Source organism: Klebsiella sp. SWET4, assembly GCF_024296565.1.
In the GTDB taxonomy this organism is placed as follows: Bacteria; Pseudomonadota; Gammaproteobacteria; order Enterobacterales; family Enterobacteriaceae; genus Klebsiella; species Klebsiella variicola.
This window is the reverse complement of record NZ_JANCOB010000017.1, coordinates 232-16030: the sequence shown is the minus strand read 5'-3', so window position 1 is coordinate 16030 and position 15799 is coordinate 232. Positions and strand designations below refer to the sequence as shown.

The following is a 15799-nucleotide window of genomic DNA, read 5'->3' as shown; positions in this document are numbered from 1 at the left end:
ATGGCTCACCACGCACGCTGGACAATGTCGCAAGTTACTGAGTTATTTAATAAACCACTCATCGATCTGTTATTCGAAGCGCAGCAAATCCACCGCCAGCATTTTGACCCGCGTCAGGTGCAGGTCAGTACGTTGCTGTCGATTAAAACCGGCGCTTGTCCGGAAGACTGTAAATATTGCCCGCAAAGCGCACGCTACAAAACCGGTCTTGAATCCGAGCGCCTGATGGAAGTCGAGCAGGTGCTGGAGTCAGCGCGTCAGGCGAAAAACGCCGGCTCAACCCGCTTCTGCATGGGCGCGGCGTGGAAGAACCCCAATGACCGCGATATGCCCTATCTGGAGCAGATGGTGAAAGGCGTCAAGGCGCTGGGGCTGGAGTCCTGTATGACGCTCGGTACCCTGACCGACAGCCAGGCGCAGCGCCTGGCTGGCGCGGGGCTTGATTACTACAACCATAACCTCGACACCTCGCCGGAATTTTACGGCAACATCATCACCACCCGTACCTATCAGGAGCGTCTGGATACGCTGGATAAAGTGCGCGATGCCGGGATCAAAGTCTGCTCCGGCGGCATCGTCGGGCTGGGAGAGACCGTAAAAGATCGCGCCGGGCTGCTGCTGCAGCTGGCTAATCTGCCGACGCCGCCGGAGAGTGTGCCGATCAACATGCTGGTGAAAGTTAAAGGCACGCCGCTGGCGGATAACGACGATGTCGACGCTTTCGATTTCATCCGCACCATCGCCATCGCACGCATCATGATGCCCACCTCTTACGTGCGTCTCTCCGCCGGCCGCGAACAGATGAACGAGCAGACCCAGGCGATGTGCTTTATGGCCGGGGCGAACTCGATTTTCTACGGCTGCAAGCTGCTCACCACGCCGAACCCGGAAGAGGACAAAGACCTGCAGCTGTTCCGCAAGCTGGGGATCAACCCGCAGCAGACGGCGGTACTGGAAGGCGATAATGAGCAGCAGCAGCGCCTGGAGCAGGCTCTACTCACCCCCGACACTGAGGAATATTACAACGCGGCGGCGCTATGACCTGGCAGCAACGAATCGAGCGGGCGCTGGACGAGCGGCAGCAGACGGATGCGTTTCGCCGCCGCCTGCCGGTAAGCCACGGCGCCGGACGCTGGCTGGAGCGCGAAGGGGAGCGCTGGCTCAACTTCTCCAGCAATGATTACCTGGGCCTGAGCCAGCATGCCGGCATTATCGCCGCCTGGCAGCAGGGGGCGGAACGTTATGGCGTCGGCTCCGGCGGATCGGGCCACGTGAGCGGCTATAGTGAGGCCCACCGCGCGCTGGAAGAGGAACTTGCCGACTGGCTCGGTTACCCGCGCGCGCTACTGTTTATCTCCGGCTTTGCCGCCAATCAGGCACTGGTTGCCGCGCTGGCGGAAAAAGAGGATCGGATTGTCGCCGACCGCCTGAGCCACGCCTCCCTGCTGGAAGCGGCGAGCCTCAGCCCGGCCCAGCTGCGGCGCTTTGCCCACAACGATCCGCAGCAGCTCGCGCAGCTGCTGGCGAAACCGCTGGACGGTCTGCAGTTAGTGGTGACTGAAGGCATTTTCAGTATGGACGGCGACAGCGCGCCGCTGGCGGCCATTCACGCCGCAGCGCAGACCGCCGGGGCGGTATTGCTGGCGGATGACGCCCACGGCATCGGCGTGGTCGGTGAGGAAGGGCGTGGAAGCTGCGCCGCGCAGGGGGTGCGCCCGGAGCTGCTGGTGGTCACCTTCGGTAAGGCGTTTGGGGTGAGCGGCGCGGCGGTACTGTGTAGCGAATCGATGGCGGATTATCTGCTGCAGTTTGCCCGTCATCTGATCTACAGCACCGCCATGCCGCCCGCCCAGGCGGTGGCGCTGAGCGCGGCGCTGCGGGTCATTCGTAGCGATGAGGGCCAGCAGCGGCGGGAAACCCTGGCCGCCCGCATCCGTCAGTTCCGTGCAGGGATGGGCGATGTGTCGCTGGGGCTGACCGATTCCGTCAGCGCGATCCAGCCGCTGATCGTCGGCGATAACGCGCGAGCGCTGAGCCTGGCCTGCCGTCTGCGCGAGGCCGGCTGCTGGGCGACGGCGATCCGACCACCGACGGTGCCGGTCGGCAGCGCTCGCCTGCGTCTGACCCTGACCGCCGCTCATCAGGCTGAGGACATTAACCGTTTACTGGAGGCGCTGCATGGTCACGGTGAATAAGCAGGCGGTGGCCGCGGCGTTTGGCCGGGCGGCCAGCGGCTATACGCAACATGATGAACTGCAGCGGCGCAGCGCCGATCTGCTGCTGCGCCAGCTGGCGCGCCGCGATTTTGCTCAGGTGCTGGATGCTGGCTGCGGCCCCGGCAGCATGAGCCGCTACTGGCGTGAGGCGGGCAGCGTGGTGACCGCGCTGGATCTCTCCGCCGGCATGCTGGCCCAGGCGCAGCGCCACGACGCCGCGCAGCATTATCTGCAGGGCGATATCGAAGCGCTGCCTCTGCCGGATGGCTGCGTCGATCTGGCATGGAGCAACCTGGCGGTGCAGTGGTGCGACGATCTGCGCGCGGCGATCGGCGAGCTGTGCCGGGTGGTGCGACCCGACGGGCGGGTGGCGTTTACCACGCTGCTGGCCGGATCGCTGCCGGAGCTCAATCAGGCGTGGCAGGCTATCGACGACCGGCCACATGCCAACCGTTTTCTCAGCGAACCGGCGGTAAGGGCCGCACTGAGCGGCCTGCGCGCCGAAGGCGTCGTTCATCAGATTAGCCTGCCGTTCTCCGATGCGCTGAGCGCTATGCGCTCCCTGAAGGGCATCGGCGCTACCCATTTGCACCAGGGGAGGGCATCCGCCCCGCTTGGCCGCGGCAAACTGCGCGAACTGCAGCTGGCCTGGCCGCAACAGCAGGGTATCTGCCCGCTGACGTATTATCTTTTTACAGGAGTCATTGAACGTGACTAAACGTTTTTTCGTCACCGGAACCGATACTGAAGTCGGGAAAACGGTCGCCAGCAGCGCACTGCTGCAGGCGGCGAACCAGTTGGGTTTTAACACCGCCGGCTATAAACCGGTGGCTTCCGGTAGCGACCTGACCGCACAAGGGTTACGCAATGAAGATGCGCTGGCTCTGCAGCGTAATAGCCGGGTGGCGCTGAGCTATGAACAGGTCAACCCTTATACTTTTGCCGAACCGACCTCGCCGCATATTATTAGCGCCGATGAAGGGCGACCGATTGCCGCGGCGGCGCTTTCCAGTGGCTTACGCGAACTGGAGCGCCTGGCAGACTGGGTACTGGTGGAAGGGGCCGGCGGCTGGTTTACGCCGCTCTCGGACACCCTGACCTTCGCCGACTGGGCGCAGCAGGAGCAGCTGCCGGTGATTCTGGTGGTGGGGGTCAAGCTCGGCTGTATCAACCATGCGATGCTTACCGCCCAGGCGGTGCGCCAGGCGGGGCTGCCGCTGGCGGGCTGGATCGCCAATGACGTGCAGCCGCCGGGCAAGCGCCATGGCGAATATCTGGCGACGCTGAAAAACCGGTTGGCCGCGCCGTTTCTTGGTGAAATACCGTGGCTTGTCGATATCGCGCAGCGCGACGATCTCGGCCAGTATCTGGATCTCAGCGCGCTGGATCTGGCGTCATCCACTGCGCCAGCAGCGGTTCATCCAGCGCCATAATATCGCCCTCGGCGACATTACGCCCCCGGTGAAGGACACAGAACCGATCCGCCACCCGGCGGATAAAGGGCAGGTGCTGCTCGGCGAGCAGCACCGTCAGACCGATATCGCGATTTAACCGCAGCAGCAATTCCGCCAGCTTTTGCAGGCAGCGCGGCCCTGCGCCGCGTGAGGGTTCGTCAAGGATCAGCAGTCGTGGCTGGACGATCAGCGCCCTGGCCAGCGCCAGCTGGTACTGATCGTCGGCGCTTAGCGAAGCGCCTTTGCGCTGCCGTAGCGCATAGAGTTCGGGAAAATGGTCATAAATTTCGCCGCCGCTGGCGTTAGCCCCGGGTTTCCCGGCCGCCAGGGCAATATGCAGGTTCTCTTCCACGCTGAGCTGGGAAAAGATGCGTTTATCCTGCGGCACGTAGCCGATGCCGATGGCGCTGCGCGACTGAGCGGACAGGGGGGTGAGATCGCATGGCGGGGCGCCAATGTCATGCCAGGTCATCCGACCGCTGGCCACCGGCAGATGGCCGGCAATGCAGTTGACCAGGGTGGTTTTTCCCATTCCCTCGCGTCCTAGTACGCCAATGCACTCTCCCGGGCGTAGTTCAAGATCGACATTCCACAGCGAGTGCTGATTACCGTAAAAATGATTTACTGCCTGTAAATTCAACATGGACGTTTTCTCCTTATCCTGGCGTCAGGGCGACAGAAAGATGCTGCAAAACTCTTGCCAGGAAAAAGAACGCTCGGAAAAAACCGCGAAACGCCGACACCATCGGGCATAGTCAGCGCGGGCGCTGCACTTTTCCGGTGCCCGACGCTAAAGGGTGGTGCAAAAAGCAGCAAAAATCGAGCGGCTTTAAACGGATAGTTATCAAAAATAGTTCGATAAAAATTTTTCGCCGCACGGTTTACAGCGAAAGTCGATTTGCGCCGGGCGGCGGCGGTCTTGGGCTGCAGGCAGTTATCCACTATTCCTGTGGATAACCTTGTGTATTAGAGTTAGAAAACCTGCGGTAAGCTAGAGCGTACGCGGCCTGCGGCTGAATTGGCGCGAAAGGCGTCTTTTTGTTAAAGTACTTAAATATCAGCGTGTTATATAAAATCAATGGGTGTAAGAAAAGCGTCATCTACTGCCATAAAACTTTCACCCGTCCGCTTGACAAATGTTAAAAGGTAAAAATTTCTGGGGATAACCCTGCCGGCCGGAGGATTATTCCACCCGGCGCGCGTTTTATGCGCACCATGGCGGCAAAATAAGCCGTTTACTGACGCTATCATAGTGATGCACTGTTTAAATATCCAGTATAATTTGTTGGCAAAAAATGGGCCGGAGGGTAGAATTAAACACCGGCCGCTAAATCCATCTTCAGGTTTTGATCAATGAGTAAATCGTTTGTTCTGCATTCCGCCTTTCGCCCCTCCGGAGACCAACCGGAAGCCATCCGCCGCCTGGAAGAGGGGCTGGAGGATGGGCTCGCGCATCAAACGCTGCTGGGGGTCACCGGCTCCGGTAAAACCTTCACCATCGCCAACGTGATTGCCGACCTGCAGCGGCCGACGATGGTGCTGGCGCCAAACAAAACCCTGGCGGCCCAGCTCTATGGCGAGATGAAAGAGTTTTTCCCGGAGAATGCCGTCGAGTATTTCGTCTCCTACTACGATTACTATCAGCCGGAAGCCTACGTCCCCAGCTCAGATACCTTCATTGAGAAGGACGCCTCGGTAAACGAACATATCGAGCAGATGCGCTTGTCGGCGACCAAAGCGCTGCTCGAGCGGCGCGACGTGGTGGTGGTGGCGTCAGTCTCGGCTATCTACGGCCTCGGCGACCCGGACCTGTACCTGAAGATGATGCTGCACCTGACGGTCGGGATGCTGATTGACCAGCGCGCTATCCTGCGCCGTCTGGCCGAACTGCAGTATACCCGCAACGATCAGGCCTTCCAGCGCGGCACCTTTCGCGTGCGCGGCGAGGTGATCGACGTCTTCCCGGCGGAATCCGACGATATCGCGCTGCGCATTGAGCTGTTTGATGAAGAGGTCGAGCGCCTGTCGCTGTTCGACCCGCTCACCGGCCACGTGGAATCGACGGTGCCGCGCTACACCATTTATCCCAAGACCCACTACGTGACGCCGCGGGAACGCATCGTCCAGGCGATGGAAGAGATCAAGCTGGAGCTGGCGGAGCGGCGCAAGGTTCTGCTGGCCAACAACAAGCTTCTGGAAGAGCAGCGCTTAACCCAGCGTACCCAGTTCGACCTCGAAATGATGAACGAACTGGGCTACTGCTCGGGCATTGAAAACTACTCGCGCTTCCTTTCCGGTCGCGGGCCCGGCGAGCCGCCGCCCACTCTGTTTGACTATCTGCCGGCAGACGGTCTGCTGGTGATAGACGAATCCCACGTTACGGTGCCGCAGATCGGCGGTATGTACCGGGGCGACCGGGCGCGCAAAGAGACGCTGGTGGAGTACGGTTTCCGCCTACCGTCGGCGCTGGATAACCGGCCGATGAAGTTTGAAGAATTTGAAGCGCTGGCCCCGCAAACCATCTACGTCTCGGCAACCCCGGGCGCCTACGAGCTGGATAAATCCGGCGGCGAAGTGGTGGATCAGGTGGTGCGGCCGACCGGTCTGCTTGACCCGATCATCGAAGTGCGGCCGGTAGCCACCCAGGTAGACGATCTGTTGTCAGAGATCCGCCTGCGCACGGCCATCAACGAGCGCGTGCTGGTGACCACCCTCACTAAGCGGATGGCGGAGGATTTAACCGAGTATCTTGAGGAGCACGGCGAGCGGGTGCGCTATCTGCACTCGGATATCGACACCGTCGAGCGCATGGAGATTATCCGCGACCTGCGCCTTGGCGAGTTTGACGTGCTGGTAGGGATCAACCTGCTGCGTGAGGGGCTGGATATGCCGGAGGTGTCGCTGGTGGCGATCCTGGATGCCGATAAAGAGGGCTTCCTGCGCTCCGAACGCTCGCTTATCCAGACCATCGGCCGCGCGGCGCGAAACATCAACGGCAAGGCCATCCTTTACGGCGATAAGATCACCCCTTCCATGGCCAAAGCCATTGGCGAGACCGAGCGTCGACGGGAGAAACAGCAGCGTTATAACGAAGAGCATGGCATCGTACCGCAGGGCCTCAACAAGAAAGTGGTGGATATCCTGCAGTTGGGCCAGGGCCTGGCGAAAACTAAAGCCAAAGGGCGCGGTAAAGCGAAGGCCGTTGAGCCTGCCGGGCTTAGCGCCGTGGAGATGACGCCAAAAGCGCTGCAGCAGAAGATCCACGAGCTGGAAGGGCAGATGATGCAGCACGCCCAGAACCTCGAGTTCGAAGAGGCGGCGCAAATTCGCGACCAGTTGCATCAGCTGCGCGAGCTGTTTATCGCCGCCTCCTGATGGGCAGGGGCGTACTCCCGGACGTTCGGATGAAAGGTCTGTTTTCCGAGTCTCGCCGCCCGCCAGTCAAATTCCTGAGAAGAAAAAGGCCGCATTGCGGCCTTCTTAATGTTTGCTTAATCTCGCCAGGCGACACTAACCTCCCCATGATGAGGATAGCGCCCATGCAAAAAATCAACTTCCGTGAATATCTGGCGGTCGCCACCGCCCTGGTTATTATTGTTGCCTTTTTCCATCAGTGGGTACTGACGTTCTGACCCGCGCGCCGCGGGAATAACACCCACGCGCGGACGCCGGGCCCCGGCTGGCGGTTGTGCAGGAAGAACTGGGCGTCATGCAGCTGAGCAATGCGCGTGACGATGCTCAGTCCGAGGCCTATGCCGCCGTAGCGACTGTCCATGCGCACAAACGCTTTACTGAGTTCGCCGCTTTTCGCCTCATCAATCCCTGGGCCTTCATCTTCCACCGCCATCACCGGCATCAGGCCCGCTTTCACCGACACGCGGATAGTTGACCCTTCCGGGCTGTAGCGGTGAGCATTCTCCACCAGATTGCGCAGGATCACACGGATTAACGTCGCGTCGCCAGAGACGATGGCCTCGCTTTCGACATCCGTCAGCAGCAGCCGCTGTTGACGCTGCGCCAGCATGGTCTCCAGCTCATCCTGCAGCGGTTTGACCACGTCATCCAGCAGCAGCACCTGCTGATAGCTGCCGGCGGAAAAAGACTGTCCGACGCGCGCCAGCTGCAGCAGCTGCGAAATGCTGGTGGTCATCTGGTCGAGGCGCTGGATCAGCGGGTCGACGCCCACGCCGTGCACTTTCGCCAGTAGTTCGAGGTGCAACCGCAGGCCGGCCAGCGGGGTACGTAGCTCATGCGCCACGTCGGCGGTAAACAGCCGCTCACGGTCGAGGGTCAGATTGAGGCGGGAAACCAGCTGATTCAGGGCGGTGGTCACCGCCGTGACTTCGGGCACCGATTCGCTGAGCACGATGGGGGTGAGGTTGTCCGGCGTGCGGCTCTCCAGCTCGCTTTGCAGTCGGGAGAGCGGGCGGGTGATCTTGCGCACCGCCAGCATGCTGATATACAGCGCCAGGCCAACGATCAACAGGCTCGGCACCAGCAGGCTGGCGACCGCTTCCCGTACCTCATGCTCCACATGTTTCTGGTTATTGTGGCCTTCGATGGCGCTGGCCACCAGCAGCTGGATCTGCTCTTTGCTCTCATGCCATAGCCAGAAGACGCTGATCAGCTGGCAGACCACCAGGATGGCGCCAATGGTCAGCAGCAGCCGGTGGCGCATGGTCCAGGTTTCGGTTGCAAACAGAGCCATGGTCTATTCCGTGTCGATGTGGTTAGCCAGCATATAGCCAAAACCCCTGACGGTGCGGATCCGCGATTTGCCAATCTTTTCGCGCAGGTTATGAATATGCACCTCAAGGGTATTGGTCGCCGGCTCGTTGTCCCAGCTGTAGATGTCGTTGTAGAGGATTTCACGATGCACCGGGCTACCGGCTTTCATCATCAGCCGCGACAGCAGGGCATACTCTTTTGGCGTCAATTCCAGCGCCGTCTCACCCAGCCATACCAGGCGGCGGGTGACGTTGAGGCGCAGATCGCCGACGCTGATTTCGTTATCGCCCTGGTTATTATGCCGGCGGAGCAGGGCGCGAATGCGCGCATTCAGCTCTTCCAGGGCAAAGGGTTTCACCAGATAGTCATCCGCGCCGGTATCGAGACCGCTAATGCGATCCTCAAGCGTATCGCGGGCGGTGAGGATCAGCACCGGCTGGGTCATCTTCTCCCGCCGCATGCGGGTGAGAAAATGCAGACCGTCTTCATCCGGCAGGCCGAGGTCGAGTACGATCAGGCTGTAGTGATTGCTGGCCAACGATAGCGCCGCTTCGTGCGCTGTGGAGACGCCGTCGCATACGTATCCTTCACTTTGCATCGCCAGAATCAACCCCTGCAACAGCAGCGCATCGTCTTCAATGACTAAGATTTTCATCAACCAGCCTCTCTACATGGCGTTAAAATATCATCTGCTGCCTGGTACTCGTGGGTGCTGACGCCGAGCAGGCCGAGCAGGGTGGAGAACAGATTATCTTGTGAATAATCCTTCGTCTTGGCCTGTTGTTGCAAACACTGGCTGGAGACACCGTAACGTTGCTGGTAATCCGGCGACAGCCACAGCAGCATGGGCACGTGTTTTTGCGTATCCGGCGCAATTGAGTACGGCAGACCATGCAAATAGACGCCATCTTCACCCAGCGATTCGCCGTGATCGGACAAATAAACCAGGCTAGTGGTAAATTTATCCTGTTTGGATTGTAGTAATTTTATCGCTTTATCAACAACATAGTCGACATACAGAATGGTGTTGTCGTAGGTATTGGTCAACTGTTGTTGCGTACAACTTTGGATTTCATTGGTATCGCAGGTCGGGGTGAATTTTTTGAATTCAGCCGGATAGCGGTTGTAATAGGTCGGGCCGTGGCTGCCGATAGTATGCAGTACGATAATGCCATCCTGTTTCAGGTTGTCGATGTAACTGTCCAGATTATGGAACAGGACCTCATCGTAGCACTCGCCGTCGATGCACTGACCGCTGAGGTGCAGATCGGTGACGTTCTGGTGCGGTACGCGGTCACAGGCGCCCTTACAGCCACCGTCATTGTCGTTCCACAGCACCTGAACACCGGCGCGCTGCAGAATATCCAGGACGCCTTCCTGATGGTGCGCCAGTTCTTCATCGTAATGCGCGCGCGGCATATTGGAGAACATACAGGGGACGGAAACCGCAGTTGCCGTGCCGCAGGAGGTGGTTTTCGGGAAGTACACCACGTCGTCCTGTTGCAGGCGTGGGTTAGTCTCCCGATCGTAGCCGCCCAGCGAGAAGTTCCCGGCGCGCGAGGTTTCGCCCAGCACCACAATCGTCAGGTTTTTGCGGGGGCCGCTATGCATCACCGGTTTCTGCCTGGCATCTTCGCCAATCTTCACCAGCGGCAGATTGTCCATGCGGTTGTGCGCATACCACGAGTTCAGCGCCACAATGCTGTTGGAGGGACTCAGGGATTTCACCAGCTCTTTGTTGTTACGGAACACCGAGGCGTAATCTTTGTAGAACAGCGCGGCCACCAGAATAATCAGCAGCGCCGAAACGGCGATATTGAGCAGGCGCATCGCCGCGCCGCGCCACCGCGTGGCGGGCTTACGGATTTTCACCCACCAGGCGACGAATACCGCTAAAACCCCCGAGAGGCCGAGGACGGCGATCATTTCGCCGGAGAGCAGAGCAAAGCTCTCCGCCGGAGTGGTGTCGAGGATATTGGTGATCATGCTGCGGTCGATCACTACCCCGAAGTTCCAGATAAAGTACTGCGCCGACGCGCTGAGCAGAATAAACAGGCTGATGACCACCCGATCGAGCTTCAGGAACGAGGCGAGGGTGGTGATGATATTCATCACGCTAATGGCCACGATCGGCATACTGAGGAATACCAGCCAGTTATGCAGGCTGTTTACCGGCAGTAACGGGAATACCTGGCGATAAAAAGCCAGGTTGAGAAAGATACCGATATAGCAAGCAAAGAGAATCAAATAAGTCGTGCGGCTGAAGAGCGGCCGACGCAGAGGCAATAACGACATAATACCTACCCACAGAAAGAGATAAGCGTATAGTGCCAGCCCTATTTTAAGACAACCTTAAGATTTTAAGGTGCACCGAAGGTTGGCCCTCCGGCGCGCAGCGTCAGCCAGGAAGCTGAATCGCCTTTTCCAGCGCGCCGCGAAGCAGCGCCCGATCATGGCGATAGGGCACGTCACTGGCCTCCAGCGGCGTCTGGATCACCAGCCGGTCGTTGATGCCACGGATATCGGCTTTTGGCCCGGCGATCACCGCATCCACCACCCGCTTACCCACATAGCGCTCCATAATCGCAATGCGTTCCGCCAGCGACAGCCTCGCCGCCGGGCTGTGCTCTTTGCCGAGGTTATCGATAAACACCATCGGCGCCGGGGTGCGGCGCAGCGCCTGGGCCATCTCGTCGAGCAGCAGGATCGGCAGCAGGCTGGTGTAAAAGCTGCCCGGGCCGATGAGGATCAGATCGGCTTCGGCGATCGCTTCCACCGCCTCGCGGGTGGCGGGTACCGGTGGGGTAAGCATCAGCTCCTGCGGTAGGTTGTCGAGCTGATCGATATTCACTTCGCCGTAAACTTCATGGCCTTCATGATCGAGCGCCATCAAATCCACCGGTTGTTCCGACATCGGGATAAGAAACGCGTCTACTTTGAGCAGGTTTCTGATTAAATTGATAGCTTCTAAAGGCCGCACACTCAGGTGGTCCAGCGCCTTTAACATCAGATTTCCGAGGTTATGCCCGGAAAGTTCGCCATTACCGCTAAAACGATACTCGAACATCGCCGACGCCACGCTGGGCTCGGCAATTAACTGATTGATGCAGTTGCGCATATCGCCCCAGGCAATGCCGCCTTCCGAGCGGCGGATCCGCCCGGTGGAGCCCCCGTTGTCGGTGGTGGTGACAATGCCGGTCAGCCGCGAGCCGAGCGAGGAGAGGGAGGACATCACCCGGCCCAGACCATGCCCGCCGCCGAGCGCGACCACCCGATCGAGGTCAGCGAATGTACGATTGCGCATAGAAATTCCTTATTTCACATAAACGGCCACACACTACCCGATCTACCCCTAAAAGACGATGGGAGGAGCCCGACAAACTGACCGACATCAAGGCAAAAAAATGATTTATGGCTATTCTGTAGCGAAAATGCACGAAGGTAGCGATATATACAATGTTATATAACGAAATCGCAAATGGCGAAACCGTCCGTAACGCGCTACTATCGGCATAACCTGTTAACACTCTAGCCTCTTCGCCTGTGTCAAAAGATATGGCGGTTTGGCCGCGACCCCTCCGGGTGTCGCCAGGGCGTGGGAAGAAATGACCGCGCCTCCCGTATTTGGAAAGGTGTATATGGCCTCACAGCTTACCGATGCATTCGCGCGTAAGTTTTTTTACCTGCGTCTGTCGATTACCGATGTGTGCAACTTCCGTTGCACCTACTGCCTGCCGGACGGCTACAAACCCGGCGCCGTCAATAACAACGGCTTTCTCAGCGTAGACGAAGTGCGCCGCGTCACGCGCGCTTTCTCCGCGCTGGGCACCGAAAAAGTTCGCCTCACCGGTGGGGAACCCTCTCTGCGTCGCGACTTCACCGAAATCATTGCCGCGGTGCGTGAAAACCCGGCGATCCGTCAGATTGCGGTTACCACCAACGGTTACCGCCTGGCGCGCGATGTCGAACGCTGGCGCGATGCCGGGCTGACGGCGATTAACGTCAGCGTTGATAGCCTCGACGCCCGTCAATTTCATGCCATCACCGGCCAGGACAAGTTCCACCAGGTGATGGACGGCATTGATGCTGCTTTCGCCGCGGGCTTTGACAAGGTGAAGGTCAATACCGTGCTGATGCGTGATGTTAATCATCACCAGCTCGATACCTTTCTCGCGTGGATCCAACCCCGTCGTATTCAGCTGCGTTTTATTGAGCTGATGGAAACCGGAGAGGGCAGCGATCTGTTCCGCCGTCACCATCTTTCCGGCATGGTGCTGCGCGACGAGCTGCTGCGCCGCGGCTGGATCCACCAGATCCGCCAGCGCAGCGATGGCCCGGCGCAGGTCTTTTGTCACCCGGATTACGCCGGTGAAATCGGCCTCATCATGCCGTATGAAAAAGACTTCTGCGCCACCTGCAACCGTCTGCGCGTCTCATCCGTTGGCAAACTGCACCTGTGTCTGTTTGGCGAAGGCGGCGTCGACCTGCGCGACCTGATGGCTGAGGACGAACAACAGGCCGAGCTGGAAGCGCGGATAGCGGAAGCCTTGACCCATAAAAAGCAGACCCATTTCCTGCATCAGGGCAACACCGGTATTACGCAGAACCTGTCCTATATTGGCGGTTAATCGTTTTCGAAAGGAGCATTCAGATGAGCCAGGCTAGCGCTGAGTTTATTCCGACCCGTATTGCTATTCTTACTGTTTCCAGCCGCCGTGGCGAAGAGGATGATACCTCCGGCCACTGGCTGCGCGAGGCGGCGCAGGAGGCGGGACACCATGTCGTCGATAAGGCGATTGTGAAAGAAAACCGCTACGCCATCCGCGCCCAGGTGTCGGCGTGGATCGCCAGCGATGACGTGCAGGTGGTGCTGATCACCGGCGGGACCGGGTTCACCGAGGGTGACCAGGCGCCGGAAGCGCTGCTGCCGCTGTTTGACCGTGAGGTCGAAGGCTTTGGCGAAGTGTTCCGCATGCTGTCGTTCGAAGAGATCGGCACCTCGACGCTGCAGTCCCGGGCCGTGGCCGGCGTCGCCAACCGCACGCTGATTTTTGCCATGCCGGGCTCGACCAAAGCCTGCCGCACGGCGTGGGACAACATCATTGCCCCGCAGCTGGATGCCCGCACCCGTCCGTGTAACTTCATTCCTCACCTGAAGAAATAATCTATGTCACAACTGACCCATATTAACGCCGCGGGCGAAGCCCATATGGTGGATGTCTCCGGCAAAGCGGAAACGGTGCGCGAAGCGCGCGCCGAGGCTTATGTCGAAATGCAGGCGGCGACGCTGGCGATGATTATCGACGGCAGCCACCACAAAGGCGATGTGTTCGCCACCGCGCGTATCGCCGGGATCCAGGCGGCAAAACGTACCTGGGAGCTGATCCCGCTGTGTCATCCGCTGATGCTCAGCAAAGTGGAAGTCAATCTGCAGGCGCAGCCGGAACATAACCGGGTGCGCATTGAGTCGCTCTGCCGTCTGACCGGTAAAACCGGCGTTGAGATGGAAGCATTGACCGCCGCCTCCGTTGCCGCGCTGACCATCTACGACATGTGCAAGGCGGTGCAAAAAGATATGGTCATTGGCCCGCTGCGCCTGCTGGCGAAAAGCGGCGGCAAGTCCGGCGATTTTAAGGTGGACGAACGCCATGATTAAGGTTCTGTTTTTCGCCCAGGTGCGCGAACTGGTCGGCACCGATGCCCTGACACTCGACGCCCGCGACCTGGCAACCGTCGAGGCCGTGCGCCAGCAGCTTGCCGCGCGCGGCGACCGCTGGGCGCTGGCCCTGGAAGAGGGCAAGCTGCTGGCGGCAGTCAACCAGACGCTGACCGCGTTTGACCATCCTGTCGCCAGCGGCGACGAAGTGGCGTTCTTCCCGCCGGTGACCGGAGGCTAAGATGACGCAAACTCGTATCGTGGTTAGCCCGGCACGCTTTAGCGTCGGCGATGAGTATCCGTGGCTGGCCGAGCGCGATGAAGACGGTGCGGTGGTTACCTTCACCGGTAAAGTGCGCAATCACAATCTTGGCGACAGCGTAAAAGCGCTGACCCTCGAGCACTATCCGGGGATGACCGAGAAATCACTGGCGGAAATTGTCAACCTGGCGCGCGAGCGCTGGCCGCTGGGCCGGGTGACGGTTATCCACCGCATCGGCGAAATGTGGCCGGGGGAAGAGATTGTGTTTGTCGGCGTCACCAGCGCCCACCGCGGCAGCGCCTTCGCCGCCGGCGAGTTTATTATGGACTACCTGAAAACCCGCGCGCCGTTCTGGAAGCGTGAGGCGACGCCGGAAGGCGAACGCTGGGTCGACGCCCGCGACAGCGATCGTCAGGCGGCAGAGCGCTGGTAGTGTGATACGCTTACAGGGTGAAACTTTGTTAATCAGGAGAGAGTCATGGACAGATATCCGCGTTCCGATTCAATCGTGCAGGGCCGTACCGGCCTGCAGACTTACATGGCGCAGGTATACGGCTGGATGACGGTCGGCCTGCTGCTGACGGCGTTTATCGCGTGGTTTGCGGCGAATACCCCGGCGGTGATGATGTTCGTCTTTTCGAGCAAAATCACTTTCTTCGGGCTGATTATTGCCCAGCTGGCGCTGGTGTTTGTGCTGTCGGGGATGGTGCAGCGGCTGAGCGCCGGGATGGCCACCACGCTGTTTATGCTCTACTCGGCGCTGACCGGGCTGACGCTGTCGAGCATTTTTATCGCCTATACCTACTCATCGATCGCCAGCACCTTTGTGGTCACCGGCGGGATGTTCGGGGCGATGAGCTTGTATGGTTACACCACGAAGCGCGATCTGAGCGGCTTCGGCAGCATGCTGTTTATGGGGCTGATTGGCATCGTGCTGGCATCGCTGGTCAACTTGTGGCTGAAGAGCGAGGCGCTGATGTGGGCGGTGACCTACATTGGGGTGGTGCTGTTTGTCGGTCTGACGGCGTATGACACCCAGAAGCTGAAAAACATCGGCGAGCAGATTGACACCCGCGACAGCGCCACGCTGCGTAAATACTCGATCCTCGGGGCCTTAACGCTGTACCTGGACTTTATCAACCTGTTCCTGATGCTGCTGCGTATTATGGGCAACCGCCGCTAACCTCTTAATATCAAAGAGTTGCATCTCCTAATGCCCGGTAAGCGCAGCGCCGCCGGGCGATATATCAGGCACGGTACCCGTGATTTTGCCGGGTGGCGGCTGGCGCCTGACCCGGCCTACAGGAGCCTCTCACAGGCTCACACCCCGTAGGCCCGTGCAAGCGCAGCGCCGCCGGGCGATGGCATCATGCACGGTACCCGTGGTGCTGCCGGGTGGCGGGTGGCGCCTGACCCGGCCTACAGGATCCTCTCACAGGCTCACACCCCGTAGGCCCGTGCAAGCGCAGCGCCGCCGGGCGAT

The 15799-nt window shown here is 59.7% G+C and carries 16 protein-coding genes, 1 pseudogene and 1 riboswitch; of the genes and pseudogenes, 11 read left to right on the top strand and 6 right to left on the bottom strand.

Annotated features, from left to right (window positions below; genetic code table 11):
• Genes bioB through bioD form a run of 4 tightly spaced genes read left to right on the top strand, consistent with a single transcriptional unit; the run spans window position 1 to window position 3649 of the window.
• Window positions 1-1041: a biotin synthase BioB gene (gene bioB, locus NKJ21_RS25265; protein ID WP_008805734.1), complete on the top strand. Its 1041-nt coding sequence runs from the start codon at window positions 1-3 to the stop codon at window positions 1039-1041.
• Window positions 1038-2195 carry an 8-amino-7-oxononanoate synthase gene (gene bioF, locus NKJ21_RS25260; RefSeq protein ID WP_039102985.1) on the top strand — a complete coding sequence of 386 codons (1158 nt, stop codon included), beginning with the start codon at window positions 1038-1040 and terminating at the stop codon, window positions 2193-2195. Before bioB ends, bioF begins: the two co-directional genes overlap by 4 nt.
• Window positions 2179-2934, top strand: coding sequence for a malonyl-ACP O-methyltransferase BioC (bioC, locus tag NKJ21_RS25255; protein ID WP_155011541.1), 756 nt, complete (start codon window positions 2179-2181; stop codon window positions 2932-2934). The genes bioF and bioC overlap by 17 nt, the downstream gene beginning before the upstream one ends.
• Window positions 2927-3649 carry a dethiobiotin synthase gene (gene bioD / locus NKJ21_RS25250; RefSeq protein ID WP_012542397.1) on the top strand — a complete coding sequence of 241 codons (723 nt, stop codon included), beginning with the start codon at window positions 2927-2929 and terminating at the stop codon, window positions 3647-3649. Before bioC ends, bioD begins: the two co-directional genes overlap by 8 nt.
• Here bioD and NKJ21_RS25245 read toward each other — a convergent pair.
• Window positions 3591-4313 carry an ABC transporter ATP-binding protein gene (locus tag NKJ21_RS25245; protein WP_008805739.1) on the bottom strand — a complete coding sequence of 241 codons (723 nt, stop codon included), beginning with the start codon at window positions 4311-4313 and terminating at the stop codon, window positions 3591-3593. The two genes, bioD and NKJ21_RS25245, sit on opposite strands and share 59 nt — an antisense overlap.
• 89 nt (window positions 4314-4402) lie before the next feature.
• Window positions 4403-4612 (bottom strand): annotated as a pseudogene (locus tag NKJ21_RS25240) (hypothetical protein); the annotation flags it as partial.
• 411 nt (window positions 4613-5023) lie between these two features.
• On the opposite strand from NKJ21_RS25240, the gene uvrB reads away from it, so the two are divergent.
• Window positions 5024-7045 carry an excinuclease ABC subunit UvrB gene (gene uvrB, locus NKJ21_RS25235; protein ID WP_008805740.1) on the top strand — a complete coding sequence of 674 codons (2022 nt, stop codon included), beginning with the start codon at window positions 5024-5026 and terminating at the stop codon, window positions 7043-7045.
• 235 nt (window positions 7046-7280) lie between these two features.
• On the opposite strand, the gene pmrB is transcribed toward uvrB, so the two are convergent.
• The 4 genes from pmrB to yvcK form a co-directional block, all read right to left on the bottom strand.
• Window positions 7281-8378, bottom strand: coding sequence for a two-component system sensor histidine kinase PmrB (pmrB, locus tag NKJ21_RS25230; RefSeq protein WP_012968668.1), 1098 nt, complete (start codon window positions 8376-8378; stop codon window positions 7281-7283).
• Between the two features lie 3 nt (window positions 8379-8381).
• Window positions 8382-9053, bottom strand: a complete 672-nt coding sequence (gene pmrA / locus NKJ21_RS25225) for a two-component system response regulator PmrA (RefSeq protein ID WP_008805743.1) — start codon at window positions 9051-9053, stop codon at window positions 8382-8384.
• Entirely contained in the window at window positions 9053-10693 is a 1641-nt protein-coding gene (gene eptA / locus NKJ21_RS25220) for a phosphoethanolamine transferase EptA (protein WP_012542393.1), read from the bottom strand. The genes pmrA and eptA overlap by 1 nt, the downstream gene beginning before the upstream one ends.
• Before the next feature lie 103 nt (window positions 10694-10796).
• Window positions 10797-11702: a uridine diphosphate-N-acetylglucosamine-binding protein YvcK gene (yvcK, locus tag NKJ21_RS25215; protein ID WP_008805745.1), complete on the bottom strand. Its 906-nt coding sequence runs from the start codon at window positions 11700-11702 to the stop codon at window positions 10797-10799.
• A 208-nt stretch (window positions 11703-11910) separates the two neighbouring features.
• Window positions 11911-12049, top strand: a riboswitch (molybdenum cofactor riboswitch).
• Between yvcK and moaA the strand changes: the two genes are divergently transcribed.
• The 6 genes from moaA to NKJ21_RS25185 all read left to right on the top strand — a co-directional run bounded on the left by moaA (window position 12037) and on the right by NKJ21_RS25185 (window position 15499).
• Complete coding sequence (gene moaA, locus NKJ21_RS25210; protein ID WP_022065255.1) at window positions 12037-13026, top strand: GTP 3',8-cyclase MoaA; 990 nt, start codon at window positions 12037-12039, stop codon at window positions 13024-13026. Its footprint overlaps the riboswitch before it by 13 nt.
• Before the next feature lie 23 nt (window positions 13027-13049).
• Window positions 13050-13562, top strand: coding sequence for a molybdenum cofactor biosynthesis protein B (moaB, locus tag NKJ21_RS25205; RefSeq protein ID WP_008805747.1), 513 nt, complete (start codon window positions 13050-13052; stop codon window positions 13560-13562).
• A gap of 3 nt (window positions 13563-13565) precedes the next feature.
• On the top strand, window positions 13566-14054 hold the full coding sequence (gene moaC / locus NKJ21_RS25200) for a cyclic pyranopterin monophosphate synthase MoaC (protein ID WP_008805748.1): 489 nt from the start codon (window positions 13566-13568) through the stop codon (window positions 14052-14054).
• Window positions 14047-14295, top strand: a complete 249-nt coding sequence (gene moaD, locus NKJ21_RS25195) for a molybdopterin synthase sulfur carrier subunit (RefSeq protein WP_012968665.1) — start codon at window positions 14047-14049, stop codon at window positions 14293-14295. The genes moaC and moaD overlap by 8 nt, the downstream gene beginning before the upstream one ends.
• A 1-nt stretch (window position 14296) precedes the next feature.
• Complete coding sequence (gene moaE / locus NKJ21_RS25190) at window positions 14297-14749, top strand: molybdopterin synthase catalytic subunit MoaE (protein WP_008805750.1); 453 nt, start codon at window positions 14297-14299, stop codon at window positions 14747-14749.
• Window positions 14750-14794: 45 nt separating this feature from the next.
• Window positions 14795-15499, top strand: a complete 705-nt coding sequence (locus tag NKJ21_RS25185) for a Bax inhibitor-1/YccA family protein (RefSeq protein ID WP_004142079.1) — start codon at window positions 14795-14797, stop codon at window positions 15497-15499.
• Window positions 15500-15799: the final 300 nt, after the last annotated feature.